General features: G+C 70.0%; 17 protein-coding genes. 7 read left to right on the top strand and 10 right to left on the bottom strand.

Annotation, left to right across the window (positions count from 1 at the left end; all coding sequences use genetic code 11):
- Positions 1–4 precede the first annotated feature (4 nt).
- A complete protein-coding gene (locus AB3M90_RS12980) occupies positions 5–946 on the bottom strand; it encodes a carbohydrate ABC transporter permease (RefSeq protein WP_412952516.1) in 942 nt (313 codons plus the stop codon).
- Positions 946–2,250: an ABC transporter substrate-binding protein gene (locus AB3M90_RS12975; RefSeq protein WP_412952514.1), complete on the bottom strand. Its 1,305-nt coding sequence runs from the start codon at positions 2,248–2,250 to the stop codon at positions 946–948. The genes AB3M90_RS12980 and AB3M90_RS12975 overlap by 1 nt, the downstream gene beginning before the upstream one ends.
- A 183-nt stretch (positions 2,251–2,433) precedes the next feature.
- Here AB3M90_RS12975 and AB3M90_RS12970 point away from each other — a divergent pair, with 183 nt between their 5' ends.
- The 3 genes from AB3M90_RS12970 to AB3M90_RS12960 are packed head-to-tail and all read left to right on the top strand — an operon-like array spanning position 2,434 to position 4,648.
- Positions 2,434–3,342 (top strand): SIS domain-containing protein, encoded by a 909-nt coding sequence (locus AB3M90_RS12970; RefSeq protein WP_412952513.1) that lies wholly within the window; start codon positions 2,434–2,436, stop codon positions 3,340–3,342.
- Complete coding sequence (locus tag AB3M90_RS12965) at positions 3,342–3,686, top strand: hypothetical protein (RefSeq protein WP_412952511.1); 345 nt, start codon at positions 3,342–3,344, stop codon at positions 3,684–3,686. The genes AB3M90_RS12970 and AB3M90_RS12965 overlap by 1 nt, the downstream gene beginning before the upstream one ends.
- Complete coding sequence (locus AB3M90_RS12960) at positions 3,662–4,648, top strand: carbohydrate kinase family protein (protein WP_412952510.1); 987 nt, start codon at positions 3,662–3,664, stop codon at positions 4,646–4,648. The genes AB3M90_RS12965 and AB3M90_RS12960 overlap by 25 nt, the downstream gene beginning before the upstream one ends.
- 34 nt (positions 4,649–4,682) lie before the next feature.
- Here the strand turns inward: AB3M90_RS12960 and moaA are convergent, their stop codons facing one another.
- A complete protein-coding gene (moaA, locus tag AB3M90_RS12955; protein ID WP_412952509.1) occupies positions 4,683–5,765 on the bottom strand; it encodes a GTP 3',8-cyclase MoaA in 1,083 nt (360 codons plus the stop codon).
- Positions 5,766–5,878: 113 nt separating this feature from the next.
- On the opposite strand from moaA, the gene AB3M90_RS12950 reads away from it, so the two are divergent.
- Positions 5,879–6,112 carry a type II toxin-antitoxin system ParD family antitoxin gene (locus tag AB3M90_RS12950; RefSeq protein ID WP_412952508.1) on the top strand — a complete coding sequence of 78 codons (234 nt, stop codon included), beginning with the start codon at positions 5,879–5,881 and terminating at the stop codon, positions 6,110–6,112.
- Positions 6,109–6,399: a type II toxin-antitoxin system RelE/ParE family toxin gene (locus AB3M90_RS12945; RefSeq protein ID WP_412952507.1), complete on the top strand. Its 291-nt coding sequence runs from the start codon at positions 6,109–6,111 to the stop codon at positions 6,397–6,399. Before AB3M90_RS12950 ends, AB3M90_RS12945 begins: the two co-directional genes overlap by 4 nt.
- Here the strand turns inward: AB3M90_RS12945 and AB3M90_RS12940 are convergent.
- The 7 genes from AB3M90_RS12940 to AB3M90_RS12910 form a co-directional block, all read right to left on the bottom strand.
- Positions 6,396–7,439, bottom strand: coding sequence for a sulfate/molybdate ABC transporter ATP-binding protein (locus tag AB3M90_RS12940; protein WP_412952505.1), 1,044 nt, complete (start codon positions 7,437–7,439; stop codon positions 6,396–6,398). The two genes, AB3M90_RS12945 and AB3M90_RS12940, sit on opposite strands and share 4 nt — an antisense overlap.
- Positions 7,436–8,224 carry a molybdate ABC transporter permease subunit gene (locus AB3M90_RS12935; RefSeq protein WP_412952504.1) on the bottom strand — a complete coding sequence of 263 codons (789 nt, stop codon included), beginning with the start codon at positions 8,222–8,224 and terminating at the stop codon, positions 7,436–7,438. The genes AB3M90_RS12940 and AB3M90_RS12935 overlap by 4 nt, the downstream gene beginning before the upstream one ends.
- Positions 8,221–9,003: a molybdate ABC transporter substrate-binding protein gene (gene modA / locus AB3M90_RS12930; RefSeq protein ID WP_412952503.1), complete on the bottom strand. Its 783-nt coding sequence runs from the start codon at positions 9,001–9,003 to the stop codon at positions 8,221–8,223. The genes AB3M90_RS12935 and modA overlap by 4 nt, the downstream gene beginning before the upstream one ends.
- A 1-nt stretch (position 9,004) precedes the next feature.
- Positions 9,005–9,397, bottom strand: a complete 393-nt coding sequence (locus AB3M90_RS12925; protein ID WP_412952501.1) for a TOBE domain-containing protein — start codon at positions 9,395–9,397, stop codon at positions 9,005–9,007.
- 114 nt (positions 9,398–9,511) lie between these two features.
- Positions 9,512–11,881 (bottom strand): glycoside hydrolase family 65 protein, encoded by a 2,370-nt coding sequence (locus AB3M90_RS12920; protein WP_412952499.1) that lies wholly within the window; start codon positions 11,879–11,881, stop codon positions 9,512–9,514.
- 81 nt (positions 11,882–11,962) lie between these two features.
- The gene (locus AB3M90_RS12915; protein ID WP_412952497.1) at positions 11,963–12,583 is read right to left on the bottom strand and encodes a bifunctional 4-hydroxy-2-oxoglutarate aldolase/2-dehydro-3-deoxy-phosphogluconate aldolase; all 621 of its coding nucleotides are present in this window, start codon (positions 12,581–12,583) and stop codon (positions 11,963–11,965) included.
- Positions 12,576–13,262 carry a GntR family transcriptional regulator gene (locus tag AB3M90_RS12910; protein ID WP_412952495.1) on the bottom strand — a complete coding sequence of 229 codons (687 nt, stop codon included), beginning with the start codon at positions 13,260–13,262 and terminating at the stop codon, positions 12,576–12,578. Before AB3M90_RS12910 ends, AB3M90_RS12915 begins: the two co-directional genes overlap by 8 nt.
- 118 nt (positions 13,263–13,380) lie before the next feature.
- On the opposite strand from AB3M90_RS12910, the gene AB3M90_RS12905 reads away from it, so the two are divergent.
- Positions 13,381–14,304, top strand: a complete 924-nt coding sequence (locus tag AB3M90_RS12905; protein WP_412952494.1) for a carbohydrate ABC transporter permease — start codon at positions 13,381–13,383, stop codon at positions 14,302–14,304.
- Positions 14,304–15,242 carry a carbohydrate ABC transporter permease gene (locus tag AB3M90_RS12900; RefSeq protein ID WP_412952493.1) on the top strand — a complete coding sequence of 313 codons (939 nt, stop codon included), beginning with the start codon at positions 14,304–14,306 and terminating at the stop codon, positions 15,240–15,242. The genes AB3M90_RS12905 and AB3M90_RS12900 overlap by 1 nt, the downstream gene beginning before the upstream one ends.
- The last annotated feature ends 50 nt before the right edge of the window (positions 15,243–15,292 follow it).

Raw genomic sequence — 15,292 nt, 5'->3', positions numbered from 1 at the left:
GTCCCTACTCCGCCAGGTCTCTCGTGCGGCTCGTCTTCCACTGGATGTAGGTGAAGATGAGCGTGATGATGAGGATGACGATGCCGATCGCGGCACCGTATCCCTGCTCCCTGATCTGGAAGCCGTTGCGATAGGCGTAGGTCACCAGCACCGAGGTCGCGTTGCCCGGTCCGCCGCCGGTCATCACGAAGATCAGGTCGAACACCTGGAACGACGCGATCACGTTCATGATGAGCAGGAAGAACGTCGAGGGGCCGACGAGCGGCACGGTCACCGACCGGAACTGCTGCCAGCGGCTGGCGCCGTCGATGCGGGCGGCCTCGTAGAGCTCGGGCGAGATCGACTGGAGGCCGGCGAGGTAGATGATCATGTTGAAGCCGAGCCGCAGCCAGATCGCCGCGATGATCACCGAGATCATCGCCGGCGTGCCCTCCGACTGCCATCCGATCGAGGGCAGTCCGATCGCCTGGAGGATCTTGTTCACCAGACCGTTGGACTCGTAGAACATGATCACCGCGATCATTCCGGATGCGACGCCGGAGATGACCATGGGCAGCACGATCGCCGTGCGGAAGAGCCCGCGCGCGGGGAGCACGGAGTTGAGCAGCACGGCGAGGCCGAGACCTCCGGCGAGCTCGATCGGCACGGTGACCACGGTGAAGAGCACGGTGTTCAGCAGGCTCTGCCAGAACACCGGGTCGGTCACGAGGTTCGCGTAGTTGTCGAGCCCGACCCACTCCGGATCGCCGAAGCCCTTCGTCTCCTGGAAGGAGAGGATAGTCGCCCAGATGATCGGGACGAACAGGAACAGCGACATCAGGACGAGGTTCGGAGCGGCGAACCCCCAGCCGACGAGAGACTCCCGCAGGCGGGCGGCCCGCTGCCCCGCCCGCGGCCGGGTCGGCGCTGCGGCGCCGGCCCGGTCGCGGGTGGAGAGAGCGGTCATTACTGTGCGGCTTCCTCGATGGCGGCCGACAACTTGCTCAGCGTGTCCTTCGTCGATTGTCCGCCGATGAACGCGGCCTCGAGCTGGTCCTGGAGCGCGGTGTTGATCGCGGCCATGGCCGGCGAGGTCAGCTGCTTCACGTCGCCCGGCTCGATCGTGGCCGCCTGGTCGACGAACACCGGCATCACGTCGGGGCGCACCTTGAAGGTGACGGCGTCGCCCTCGAGGTCGGTGCGCGTGGGGAGCTCGTTGGTGTTGGCGCAGAACTCGCTCATCGCGTCGGCCGAGACCATGAACTTCAGGAACTCGGCGGCCAGCTCGGGGTTCTTCGTGTCCTTCGTGGCGACCAGGGCGTTGCCGCCGAGGTCGGTCGCACCGCGCTCGTCGCGCGGCATCGGAATGGCCGTCCAGTCGAACTTCGCGAGCGAGTCGATGTCGGGAACGAGGAACGATCCGGCGAACGCCATGGCGACCGTGCCCTCGGTGAAGAGGTTGTCGGCGTAGACGGTGCCCTTGGTCGAGCTCGTCGGCGGCACCCACTGGTTCTCGAAGAAGCTCTTCGTGAAGTCGAGGGCCTTCTCGCCCTCGGGCGAGTCGATCGTCGCCGAGGTGCCGTCGAGGAAGGTGCCGTTCGCCTGGAACAGCCAGCTCAGCCAGCGCGGCGCGCCGCCGAGCTGCCAGTTGTAGGCGAAGGGGTACTTGTCGGCGGGCAGCGCCGACTTGAGCTGGGCGGCCACGTCGGCGAACTCGTCCCACGTCCACGCGTCGTCCTGTGTGGTCGGCAGGGAGGCGACGTCGACGCCGGCATCCGTCAGCATCTGCGTGTTGACCAGCAGCGCCGAGACGTCGGTCTGGTGCGGAACGCCGTAGGGGGCGCCGTCGAACGAGACCGCCTCCCACATCGCGGGGGTGAACTCCGAGCTCTCGTCGTCGGAGAAGTAGTCGCTCAGGTCGAGCAGCTGTCCCTGGCTGGAGTAGACGCCGAGGTTGCCGTAGTCGACGCGGAACAGATCGGGCGCCTTGCCCGACGACAGCTGTGCGTCGATGTTCGAGAACATCTGGTCGTAGGGCACGACGTTGAGCTTGATCTTGGCGCCGTCGTGCTCGGACTCGAACTGCTTGATGAGGTCTTTGAACGTGGCTTCCTCGGACTCGCTGCCCCACGTGGTGAAGGTGAGGGTGTCGTCGCCGCCCCCGTCGTTCGAGCCGCCGCCGCCCCCGAAGCCGGCGCAACCGGAGAGCACCAGTGCGCTTGCGGCGCCGAGCCCGACGATGCCGGCGAGGCGCTGATTCTTGATTCTCACGCTTGGATCTCCTTCTCGTGATGATCGCGCCCCAGCCTCGATGCTGCGTGGCGCCCTTGCTGATGCAGTATTCAACAATCGGCGGAATCCGTCAAGAACTTTCATTCCATGCTCATTTCTGATTGAATCTGCACAGATCGCCGCCACATGCGCGGCGGCGAAGACAGTCGAAGGACCATCGAGATGAACGACAAGAACGTCGCATCCGGCGCGATCACGCGGGCGGAGCTCACCAGTCAGCCCGAGATCTGGCAGCAGGCGCTCGACCTCGACGAACGTCATCGCACGCTTCTTCCCGCCGACGGCGAGAAGGTGCTCGTCGTGGGCTGCGGCACCTCCTACTACGTCGGCGACGCCTACGCCTACCTGCGCAACGACGCCGGGCTCGGGCGCACGCGTGCAGCCATCCCCAGCGAACTCGACTGGATCGACGACGACGAGCACATCGTCGTCATCTCGCGCTCGGGTACCACGGCCGACGTCGTCGAGCTGGTCGAGCGCTACCAGGGCACCCACCGCATCACCGCGATCCTCGGCGACACCGACACCGAGCTCGGCCGCCTGTGCGCCGAGCGCACCGTGCACCTCGGGTTCGCCGACGAGGTGTCGGTCGTGCAGACCCGGTTCGCGACCACCGGCCTCACCGCGCTGCGCGCCTCGATCGGCCAGGTGCCCGACACCCTCGTCGACGACGCGCGCACCGCCCTGGCGGCCGCCCTGCCCGTCGACCCCGCCGAGGTGCAGCACGTCGTCTTCCTCGGCCACCGCTGGACGAACGGCCTCGCGCAGGAGGCCGCGCTCAAAGTCCGCGAATCCGCCGGCTTCTGGACCGAGGCCTACTCCATGTGGGAGTACCAGCACGGCCCCATCTCGTGCGCCGGTCCGAACACCCTGGTCTGGTTCCTGGGCGAGGCGCCCGATGTCGTCGCCGACGACGTGCGCTCGACCGGTGCCACCGTCTACGTGAACGACCTCGACCCGCAGGCGAACCTGCCTCTCGTGCACCGCCTCGCCGTCGACCTCGCCGCCCTCCGCGGGCGCAACCCCGACACGCCCCCCTTCCTGAACCGCTCGGTCCTCGTCACCGACTGATGCCGGTCATCACGGTCGCCACGGCGGCGCACCCCGACGAACGGGCGCTCCTCGCCTCGGTGGCGGATGCCGTCGCCCATGCCCTCGCGCTCGCGCCCGGCGACGTCATCGCGATGTCGACGCCGGTGCGGCAGACCGTCGTGAACGGAGCGGATGCTGCGCCCGAGCCCTGGACGCTCATCAGCATCCACGGCTCCGACCGGGGCGCCGAGAAGACGCAGCGCGCGTTGGCGGCCGCCCGCGCCGCGGCGGCAGACTGGAGTCGTCGGCATGATCCCGCAGCCCGAGGCGGGGCCGAGCAGGAGAGGGTGTGGTGCGAATGGCTGCTGCCGCAGCATCCGTAGGTCGACTGCTCGTCGTGGGCGAGCTGTGCGTCGACCTGATCATCGACGTCGACGACGAGATCCGTTTCGGCCAGTACGAGCAGATCGTGCCGCGGACGACGCTCACCATGGGCAGCTCCTCGGCGATCACGGCGTGTGGCGCGGCCGCGCTCGGTGTCGACACCCGGCTGATCAGCGTGCGGGCGGATGACACGTTCGGTCGCTTCCTCGACGACGAGCTCGCGCGGCGCCGTGTCGACACGGCGGGTGTGCGCGTCGACGACTCGCTGCCGACCGGGGCGTCCACCCATCTCACGCGTCCCGACGGCGACCGCGCGATCCTCACGTCGATGGGATCGATCGGCACGGTGCGCGCCGCCGACGTCACCGCCGCCGACCTGGCCGGCGCCGCGCATCTGCACGTGGGCAGCTACTTCCTGCAGCACGCGCTTCACGCCGACGCGCCCGCGCTGTTCCGCGCCGCGCGGACGGCGGGGCTCACCACCTCGCTCGACGGCAACTTCGACCCGGCCGAGGAGTGGGACTGCGGCATCCTCGATCTGATGCCGCACGCCGACGTCTTCTTCGGCAACGAGGAGGAGCTGACGGGTATCACCGGTGCGGCGGACATCGACGCGGCGGTCGATCACCTGCTCGACCGCATGCCCGATGGCGCGACCGTCGTCGCGAAGCTCGGGAGTGAAGGCGCTTACGCCGCGCGGCGGGTCGACGGTCGCACCGAGCGCGTCCGCGCGGCGGTGCCGCCGGTCGACGGACCGCTCGTCGACACGGTCGGCGCGGGCGACACCCTGGCGGCGGGCTACCTCACCGCGCGCCTGTCGGGCATGCCGGGCGATGAGGCCATCGCTTTCGCGGTCGCGTGCGGCACGGCATCCACTCGCGGCGCCGGCGGGGTCGGCGCACAGCCGGACTACGCCTCCGCCGCGGCGCTCGCCGCGCACATCCCCGTCAGCTCCGACTGAGGCGGCCGCTCCGAGGTATCCGGGCGGAAGGCCGTCAGCCGCCGATCGCGTTCATGCCGCGCGCCGGCTGCAGGAACGTCGGGTCGTCGATCGCGTGGCCGGGCAGTTTGCCGTGCACGCAGGAGCGCAGCATCCCCGCTATGGTGTCGGCACGCTGTCCGGGCACGGATCCCTCCGCCCGCATCACCCCGATCAGGTCGTACTCGGTGTTCGAGAACAGGCAGTTGCGCAGCTGTCCGTCGGCCGTGAGCCGCAGCCGGTCGCAGGCCCCGCAGAATGGAGCGGTCACCGACGCGATCACTCCGACCTCGTGCGGGCCCCCGTCGATCCGCCACTTCTCGGCGGGCGCCCCGCCGCGACCGGGCACGGGGTCGAGCCGCCACCGCTCCCCCAGCGCCGCGAGGATCTCCTCGCGGGTGACCATGGTCGCGCGGTCCCAGGTGTGTCCGGCATCCAGCGGCATCTGCTCGATGAAGCGCAGCTGGGCCCCGACCTCCATCGCGAACGCCACGAGATCGGCGAGCTCGTCGTCGTTCACGCCCCGCATCGCCACGGCGTTGAGCTTGAGAGGACGGAGGTCGGATGCCGCCGCCGCGGCGATGCCCTCGAAGACGTCGTCGAGGCGGTCGCGTCGGGTGAGGTCGGCGAAGCGCTGGCGGTCGACGGTGTCGATGCTGATGTTGAGCCGGGTGAGACCGGCATCGATCAGCGCAGGCAGCTTCGCGGCGAGGCCGATGCCGTTGGTCGTCATCGCGACCTCGACCGGCCCGTCCTTGGCCTCGATGCGGGCGATCCGGCGCACGACGTCGACGATGTCGGCGCGCAGCAGCGGCTCTCCGCCGGTGAGTCGGAACGTGCGGATGCCGAGGCGTGCCGCGACCTCGGCGACCTCGACGATCTCATCGGTGGAGAGGATGCTGGTGCGCGCCAGCCACTCGTTGCCCTGCTCGGGCATGCAATAGGTGCAGCGCAGCGAGCACCGGTCGGTCAGCGAGATGCGCAGGTCGCGGTGCACGCGGCCGTGGGTGTCGACGAGGCCGTCGGGAGTGGTCGCGGTTCCCGGTGGAGGAGCGGCGTCGGGCGCTCGGACGCCGATGACAACCGGCACGGCCGTCATCGCGTCCCCTCGCTCCCCGTCATCCTCCGAGACTAACCCGCGGGTCGAAGGCGGGGACCGTGCGGGCGGGAATCAGCCTGATCCGAAGTACCAATTGTTGGTAAACTCATAGCATGGCTCAGAACACGTCGATCAGTTTGGACGAGCACTTCTCCGGCTTCCTCTCCCGGGAGGTCGCGTCCGGGCGATACCGCTCCGCGAGCGAAGTCGTTCGAGCGGGGCTCCGATTGCTGGAAGATCAGGAGACTCAGTTGGCTGCCCTGCGCGCTTCGCTCATCGCCGGAGAGAACAGCGGCGAGGCGGAGCCGTTCGACTTCGACGCATTCATCGCGTCGAAGAAGCTGTGAAGTCGTACCGGCTCACCCCGGCGGCCCAGCGCGACCTTTCCGGGATCTGGGACTTCACCGAACAGCGCTGGAACGCCGAACAAGCCGAGGTGTACGTCAACGAGCTTCGAGCAGCTATCGAGCGGATAGCTGCGGACCCAGACCGCGGGCACGCGTGCGATGAGATCCGCGAAGGGTACCGCCGTTATCGCATCGGCAGTCATCTCTTGTTCTATACCGAATCCGAGCATTCCGTGGATGTCGTTCGCATCCTGCATCAGCGAATGGATCCGACAAGGCATCTCTAGCGCACGGCGACGAAGCGCACGACAGCCGGGTCGATGCGCAGCTGCACCGGATCGCCAGGCGCGAGACCCGCCGCATCGGCCAGCGACACGTCGACCTCGCACACCTCGGTGTGCACCCGCACCCCGGCGAGCGTCGCCTCGAGGCGTGCGATCCGGGTGCGCCAGGTGTCGGCATCCGACGATGCAGGGTCGACGATCCGCACCTCCTGCGGGCGGAAGACCGCCGCAAGGCGCGCACCGTCCCGCGCCCGCGGAGCCCCGATCGCAGGCGTCAGCCGCAGCTCGCCGCTCCGCCAGCCGCCGTCACTCGCGACCCCGATCAGGCGATTGACCCCGGCGATCGAGGCGACGAAGCCGGATGCCGGCGCCGCGAGCACCTCGCGCACCCGGCCGCTCTGCGTCACTCGACCCGACTCCAGCACGATCAGCCGATCGGCCAGCGCCACGGCATCGGCCGCATCGTGGGTGACCGCGACCGTGGTGGTGCCGGCGAGCTGGTCGCGCAGCATCCGCCGGATCTCTCCCGCGGTCTCCGGATCGAGGGCGACGAGCGGCTCATCGAGCAGCACGACCTGCGGAGAGGCCGCGAGCGCGCGCGCCACGGCCACACGCTGCCCTTCGCCGCCGGAGAGCTCGCGCGGCATCCGATCCCCCGCGCCCGGCAAGCCGACACGCATCAGCCACTCGTCCGCGGAGTCACGCGCCGTGCGCGCCCCGACTCCCGAGGCCCGAGGTCCGAACGCGACGTTCTCTCGCACGGACAGGTGCGGGAACAGCCGCGCATCCTGACCGAGCAGCACGACGCCGCGCTTCATCGGATCGGTCTTCACTCGGGGCGCGACACGGTCGACGACGCGCCCCCCGACCGCGATCTCGCCTGCCGTCAGCGGCTCGAGCCCGGCGAGCGCCTGCAGCAGCGTGGACTTGCCCGCGCCGCTCGGCCCCATCACCGCGACGGTCTCGCCGGGCGCCACCTCGAGCGAGGCGTCGACCGCGAAGTGCTCACGCGCGACGACGACATGCGCGCGCAGGCCGCTCACCGCGCCGCCCCCGGTCGCCAGCCGCGCACCAGCAGCAGCACGGCGATGGCGGTCGCGAGCAGCAGAAGCGCGAGCGCGACGGCCGCCCCCTGCGTGACACCGGCGCCGTTGAAGGCGGTGTAGATCGCCAACGGCATGGTCTGGGTGACGCCGGGCCGGTTGCCGGCGAACAGAGCCGTCGCACCGAACTCGCCGATCGCCCGCGCGAAGCACAGCACCACCCCGGCGACGATTCCCGGCGCGGCGAGCGGCACGGTGATGCGGCGGAGGATCGTCCAGCGGCTCGCCCCCAGCGCGGCCGCGGCGCGCTCGAAGTCGACCCCGGAGGTGCGCACGGCCCCCTCGACGGCCAGCACCAGGAACGGCAGGGCCACGAAGGTCTGGGCGAGCACGACCGCCGGTGTGCTGAACGACAGCCCGAGGCCGCCGAGCCACCCCGCCCGACCGAACAGGTACAGCAGCGCCACACCGCCGACCATAGGCGGGAGCACGAGCGGAACGGTGACCGCCGCCCGGAGCACCGCCGCCGGACGCGGCCCGCAGCGTGCGATGAAGAGCGCGAGCGGCACCCCCACGGCGATGCACAGCAGGGTGGCGACCAGGCCCGTGCCGAGCGACAGTCCCAGGGCGGCGAGCGCCGCATCCGACGTGACATCGGCCAGGAACGTCGACCAGTCGACCCGCGCGACGAGGGCCGTCAGCGGCAGAAGCAGGAAGCCCAGGCCGATCAGCGCGGGGACGGCGAGCGCGCGCGGCGCGTACCCGCGTCCGTCGGCCCGCTTCACGGCGCTCCGAAGCCGAAGTCCGACAGGATCGCCTGCCCCGCGCTCGACAGCACGAAGGCGACGAAGGCGTCGGCGGCAGCCGGATTGCGGGAATCGGTGAGAGTCGCGATCGGGTACCGGTTGACGACCTCGTCGGCGCCCTCGGCAACGATCGCCTCGACATCGTCGCGCCCGATGACGTCGGTCGCGTAGACGAGTCCCGCGTCGGCCTCGTTCGCTGCGACCTTGGTCAGCACGGCCGTCACGTTCTGCTCGAGGCTCGCGGCGTCCACGTCGACACCGGCGGTGGAGAGGAGTTCGTCGGATGCCGCGCCGCAGGGCACCTCCGGAGCGCAGAGCACCGTGGTGACGTCGGCGAGGTCGGCGAGCGACTCGACGCCCGCGGGATCGCCTGCGGGCACGGCGATGACGAGCGTGTTCGAGGCGAACAGGGCCGGGTCGGGCGCAGCATCCAGCGCCTTCTGCATGTTCGCCTCGTCGGCCGAGGCGAACACGTCGGCCGGCGCACCCTCGAGGATCTGCGTGACCAGCGTCGACGAGCCGTCGTACACCGGACGCACGGTCACCCCCGGATGCTCGGCGGTGAACTGCTCCGCGATGGCATCGAAAGCGCCGGCCAGCGACGCGGCGGCGTAGACCGTGATCTCGCCGCTCGGGTCGCCCGTCGCGTCGGCTCCCGTGGGCGCCGACGACGGGGCGGGTGCTGAGGCGCACCCGGCGAGGGCGAGGACGGATGCCGCCAGCAGCGCGACCGCGGAGCGGCGGACGGCGCGAGCCATGTCAGCCCCTCGCGATCTCGACGACGACCTGGGTCGCCTTGACGGATGCCGTCGCGAGCGAGCCGACCTCGAGTCGCAGGTCGCGCGCGGCCTCGGCCGACATGAGCGAGACCACCCGATGCGGGCCCGACTGCAGGTCGACCTGCGCCATGAGCCCGTCGATCTGCACCCGGGTCACGATGCCCACGAACCGGTTGCGGGCGCTGGTGCGCAGGTCGTCGGCGGCGGTCGCCTCGTCCGCGAGGGCGACGGCCCGCGCGGCCAGCGCGTCGCCCGGGATCTCGGCCGGCACGGCATCCGTCGTGGGCAGGATCCCCTGGTCGATCCAGCGTCGGACGGTGTCGTCGCTCACCCCGAGCAACTGCGCGGCTCGCGCGATGCGGTACGTCTGCATAGCAGCGAAACTACCGCATCTGCGGGACGATGGGGTTGAAAAGCCCGCAACTGCGCCGAAACCGCGCGTCGTGACTTCTCACGCCGAGGGCCGCACGCCGTGCGAGCGCGCGCCTCAAACGCGGAAGGCCTCGGCCGCGGGGCGCGGCTCGCGACCCGGCGGCTGCGTCGGCCGCGGGCCGGCCGCGGGCGCCTCGGGGATGCCGAGGGTCACCGGCCCACCCGCCTCGAGCGCGACCTCGTCGCCGTAGTGGCGGATCGTGACCGAAGGACCGTCGCTGAGGACGTACGTCGCCTTCGTCTCGGTGACCTCGACCCGGAGCGTGTGCCCGTGGACGCGCACCCCGAAGGCCAGCCGCCGCACCCGCGCGGGCAGGCGCGGGGCGAACAGCATCCCCTGCTCGGTCTCGCGCATGCCGCCGAACCCGGCGGTGATCGCGATCCACACCCCGGCGAGCGCCGCCATGTGCAGCCCCTCCTCGGTGTCTCCCTGGACGTCGTCGAGGTCGAGGGTCGCCGCCTCGGCGAGGTAGTCGTAGGCCAGGTCGAGCTGACCGACCTCGGCGGCGACGACCGCCTGCGCCGCCGACGACAGCGACGAATCGCGCACCGTCACGGTTTCGTAGTACGCGAAGGCGCGCTCCTTCTGCTCGAGGGTGAAGTCCTCGTGGGAGATGAAGAGCGCGAGCACGAGGTCGGCCTGCTTCACGACCTGCTTGCGATACAGATCGAAGTACGGGAAGTGATCGTGCAGCGGGTACTGGTCGCCGCGCGTGTGCGCGAAGTCCCACACCTCCTGGTGGGTGAACCCGGCCGACTGCGGATGCACACCCCGCTTCTCGTCGAACGGCACGGTCATCCGATCGGCCGCGCGCGTCCAGACCTCCATCTCGCCCTCGTCCACTCCCAGCACGCGCGCGACATCCGGATGCCGCCGCGCCGCGGTCACAGCACCGCGGAGGTTCCGCTGGGCCGAGAGGTTGGTGAACACGTTGTCGTTCGCGATGGCCGAGTACTCGTCGGGGCCCGTGACGCCGTGGATGTGGAAGTCGCCCGCCTCGTCCCAGAACCCGAGCGAGGCCCACAGGCGAGCCGTCTCGACGAGGATCTCGAGTCCTGCCTCGCGTTCGAAGTCCTGATCGCCCGTCGCCCGCACGTAGTGCAGCACCGCACCCGCGATGTCGGCGTTGACGTGGAAGGCGGCCGTGCTGGCCGGCCAGTACCCCGAGCTCTCGCGGCCGTCGATCGTGCGCCAGGGGAAGGCGGCGCCGTCGAAGTGGAGGTGACGCGCCCGCTCGCGGGCGTGGTCGAGCGTGGAGTGCCGCCAGCGCAGCGCCTGCTCGGCGGCGTGCGGCGCCGTCGAGGTGAGCACCGGCAGCACGAACGTCTCGAAGTCCCAGAACGTGTGGCCCTCGTACCCCGACCCGGTCAGGCCCTTGCCGGGGACCGACCGGAGTTCGGCGCGCACCGACGCCTGGAACACCTGGAACAGCGCGTATCGCACCGCCTGTTGCAGGCGGGGTTCGCCGTCGACCTCGACGTCTGCGCAGCGCCAGTAGTCGTCGAGTCGCGCTCGCTGATCGGCGACGATGCCCTCCCATCCGGCGCGCTTCGCGTCGGACACGGCGACCTCGGCGCGATCGCGCAGAGCGGATGCCGTCGTGGAGCCCGACCACTCGTGTCCGACGAACTTGACGATCTCGACGTGCTCGCCGGGCGCGAGCCGCACCCGCACGGTCGTCCGCGCCAGGTCGTGCGCCGCCTCGGTCGTCACGGAGGGCTCCGCCGATCCCGATGCGGTGACCTGGTGGTCCATGCTGACGGCGACGGTGAGCCCGCTCTCGCGCGTGCGGTGGACCAGGGTGGCGGTGCCGCGCAGCACGGTGGCGTCGACGCCGACGAGCGGCCGACGCAGCAGCTCCTGCACGCGCGGGTCGTCGTGGGTGATCGGCAGCGGCTCGTTCGGGACCACCTCCGACTGCACGCTGACCGTGATCGCGGCGTCGACGGCGTGCACGCGGTAGCGCACAGCGGCGATCGACCGATGGCTGAACGAGACCAGGCGGGTCGATTCGATGCGCGCGCGGCGATTCGCGGGCGACACCCACTCCACCTCGCGGTGCAGGGTTCCGTCGCGGAAGTCGAGCACTCGGCGGTGCGAAACCAGCTCACCGTGCTCGATGTCGAACGGCTCGTCGTCGACCGTGAGCCGGATGACCTGGCCGTTCGGCACGTTGATGACCGTCTGGCCCGACTCGGGGTACCCGTAGCCGTCTTCGGCATAGGGCATCGGATGCTCCTCGAACACCCCGTTCAGGTAGCTCCCGGCGACGCCGCGCGGGTCGCCCTCGTCGAGATTGCCCCGCCACCCGACGTGTCCGTTCGACAGGCCGAACACCGATTCCTCGTGCGCGAGCCGTGCAGTGTCGACCCCCTCGAGCGCGAGGCTCCACGGTGCGACGTCGAAGCTTCCCGTGTCAGTCATGCTGGCCCTTCCGACGGCATCCGTTCGATCGAGGCTATCGGTCGAATCGATGAGAGCGGTGAGCCCTCCCGAGGCGGCTCGTCAGCGCACGGCGAAGCGGGCGGTCGACTGGAAGAGGTCGGCCGCGCGCTCGGTGTCGGACAGCGCCGAGCCGATCGCCACGGCGGATGCGCCCGCCTGCAGGAACGTCGAGGCGTTGTCGATGGTGATGCCGCCCGTGGCGACGAACGACACGTCGGGGAACGGCGCCTTCATCGCGGTGATCCACTCGGCCCCCAGCTGGGCGGCCGGGAAGGCCTTCACCCAGCGCAGCCCGAAGCGGCGCGCCTGATGCACGTCGGTTCCGCTCCCGACGCCGGGGAGGTGGGGAAGTCCGGCGTCGAGCGAGGCGCGGGCGACGTCGGCATCCCACCCGGGGCTCACGGTGAAGCGGGCCCCGGCGTCGGCGGCGTCGGCGACCCCCTCGACGTCCAGGATCGTTCCCGCTCCCACGGTGCGCCCCTCTTCGGCGGCGGCCTCGACCAGCGCACCGAGGGTCTCGAGGTCGGCGGCGGACTGCACCGGCACCTCGACGCAGGTGACGCCGAGCGACCAGGCGAGCCGGCTCAGCTCCAGGGTGCGCGCCGGTCCCATGCCGCGGAGGATGGCCATCACGGGTACCGCGGCGAAGAGCTCGTCGAATCCCGACGCGTGCTCAGGCATCGACCGCGCCCGTCTCGAGCGACTCCAGCATCCCCTGGGTGTGCACGTGGCTGCGGATGCTCTCGACCGCCCGCTCTCCGTCGCCGCCGTCGAGCGTGTCGGCGAGGGCGGCGATGATGCCGTCGTGCTCTTCGACCGCGCGGGGCCAGTTCGCCGCCATGCCGTTGATCACGGCGCGGTAGCGACGGACCTTGATCAGCAGGTCCTCCACGGATTCGACGATCGTGTCGAACGACGACGCGCGGGCGATCGCGAGGTGGAAACGCGCGTTCAGGTCGGACAGCTCGACGACGTCGGGGGAGTCGAGGCCGCGCCGCATCGTCTCGTTGATCTCGCGCAGCTCGCCGATCACGTTCTCATCGAGGTTCTCGAGCGCGAGGCGCATCGCGAGCGACTCGACCTTCTCGCGGAGCAGGTATATTCCGCGGATCTCGTGGAAGGGCAGCGGAGCGACCCGCGGCCCCGAGTGCGCCGTGGTCACCACGAGCCCCGCCCCCTCCAGGCTCGACAGCGCCTCACGGATCGGGATCTTGCTCACACCCATCTCGCGAGCGAGCTCGTCGAGGACGAGGCGGTCGTCGGGGAGGAGCTCGCCGTCGATGATGGCGCGCGCCAGGCGCTGACGGATCTGCGTCGCCTTGGTGTCGACGACCAGCGGGCTGTGCGTGAACGAGGCCATCGAACGCCTTCCTTCTGCGGTCGGTCCGATCGGATCGGATGCTGTCATTCAAGCAGGGTTTGACACATTTCGCATTTCGTATATCGTAGTCGTCATCCCACTCGTCAAGGAGGACCCCGTGGCCGTCGCACCGCCCCTGATCGCCCCGCCGCGCTCCGCATCGCGCGCCGCAGCCCGGCGATCGACGCGCAGCCTCTTCCCGCTGCTTCTGATCGCCCCCGCGGCGACGCTTCTGGCGGCCGTGCTGATCTACCCGCTCGTCGCCGCGCTCGTCGACGGCCTCTTCGACAGCAACCTCCTCTACCCCGACAAGACGTTCGTCGGCCTCGACAACGTCGCGAGGGCGTTCAGCGGGCAGTTCTGGCCGCTCCTGCTGACCACCCTGACGTTCGCCGTCCCGGCCACCGTGCTCCCTTTCGCGGTGGGCCTGCTCGCGGCGCTCGGCCTGAACCAGCGCATGCGCGGTCGCGCGGTGCTGCGATCGCTGCTCCTCTTCCCCTGGGTACTGCCCGGCGTCGTGGTCTCGTTCCTGTGGCTCTGGATCTTCGACGCGAACTACGGCGTCCTCAACGGGGTGCTCCGCAGCCTCGGGGCCATCGGCGAGAACATCGGGTGGCTCGACTCCGGCGCAGGAGCGATGACGGCCGTGATCGTCGCCCGTACGTGGGCGTCGTTCCCCTGGATGATGGTGATGCTCCTCGCCGCTCTGCAGTCGTTCCCGGGCGACACCTACGAGGCGGCGCGCGTCGACGGGGCCAACTCCTGGCAGCGCTTCCGCTACATCACGGTGCCCGGCCTCCTGCCCGTGGCATCCGTCGTCGTGCTGCTGGAGTTCATCTGGAACTTCCAGCAGTTCGATCTGCTCTACGTCCTCACAGGCGGTGGACCCGCCGGTGCGACGACGACCTTCTCGCTGGCCGTGTACGAGACGGCGTTCAAGGGCTTCGACCTCGGCATGGCGGGCGCCCTCGGGCTGCTCTGGATGCTGATCCTGCTCCCCGTCGTCCTGCTCTACCTGCGCCGAATGGAAAGCGACAGCTGATGTCCCAGACCCTCACATCCCCGAACCCGGCGGAGACGATGACCGAGATCACGATGACGGATGCCGCGGACGCGCGCGCACCGCGCAGCCGACGTCGCACCGACCCGACGGGCGAGTCGCGCCCGGTGCGGTGGGGACGACGCCTCACCCTCACGCTCGTCACCCTCTTCGCGCTCCTGCCCATCTACTGGATGGTGCTGACGAGCCTGCGCTCCCCCGACGAGGTGTTCTCCTTCCCGCCGAACTTCCTGCCGACGAGCATCACGTTCGACGCGTTCGAGGCGATCTTCTCCGACGGGCGACTGCTGCACTACCTCGGCAACAGCATGCTCGTCGCATCGGTCACCGCCGTGGGCAGCGTCTTCGTGGGCATGTACTGCGCCTACTCCTTCTCGAAGTTCCGCTATCGCGGCCGGCGCTCGTTCATGTTCCTGCTGCTCGTCTCGCAGCTCTTCCCCCAGATCCTGCTGCTGATCACCATCTACGGACTGTTCAGCGCGATGGGGCTGCTCAACTCCTACCTCGCCCTCGTGATCTCGTTCACCACGTTCACGCTGCCGCTGTGCGTCTGGATGATGAAGGGCATCTTCGACAACATCCCCGACGAGATCATCGAGGCCGCCAAGGTCGACGGCGCCGGTCAGGGCACGATCATCCACCGCATCCTGCTGCCGTTGATCGCGCCCGGCATGATCGCCGCCGGCCTCTTCGCCTTCATCCGCGGCTGGAACGACTTCGTGTTCGCCCTCACGCTCTCGGGCGAGGCGACGCGCACTCTCCCGCCCGGACTCGTCAACACCTACCTCAGCGAGTTCAGCAACCGGTGGCCCGAACTCATGGCCGCCTCGCTCATCGCCTCGATCCCCGTCATCGTCATCTTCCTGGCCCTCCAGCGCTACTTCGTCGCCGGCCTCAGCTCCGGGGCCATCAAAGGCTAACCCGTCCCCCGCACCTCCCTCCGCACGTCCCGCACCCTCGAAAGGAACAC

This window comes from Microbacterium martis (genome assembly GCF_047246685.1).
Lineage (GTDB): Bacteria > Actinomycetota > Actinomycetes > Actinomycetales > Microbacteriaceae > Microbacterium.
The sequence above is the reverse complement of the archived record's forward strand: the minus strand, read 5'-3'. Positions and strand labels throughout refer to the sequence as shown.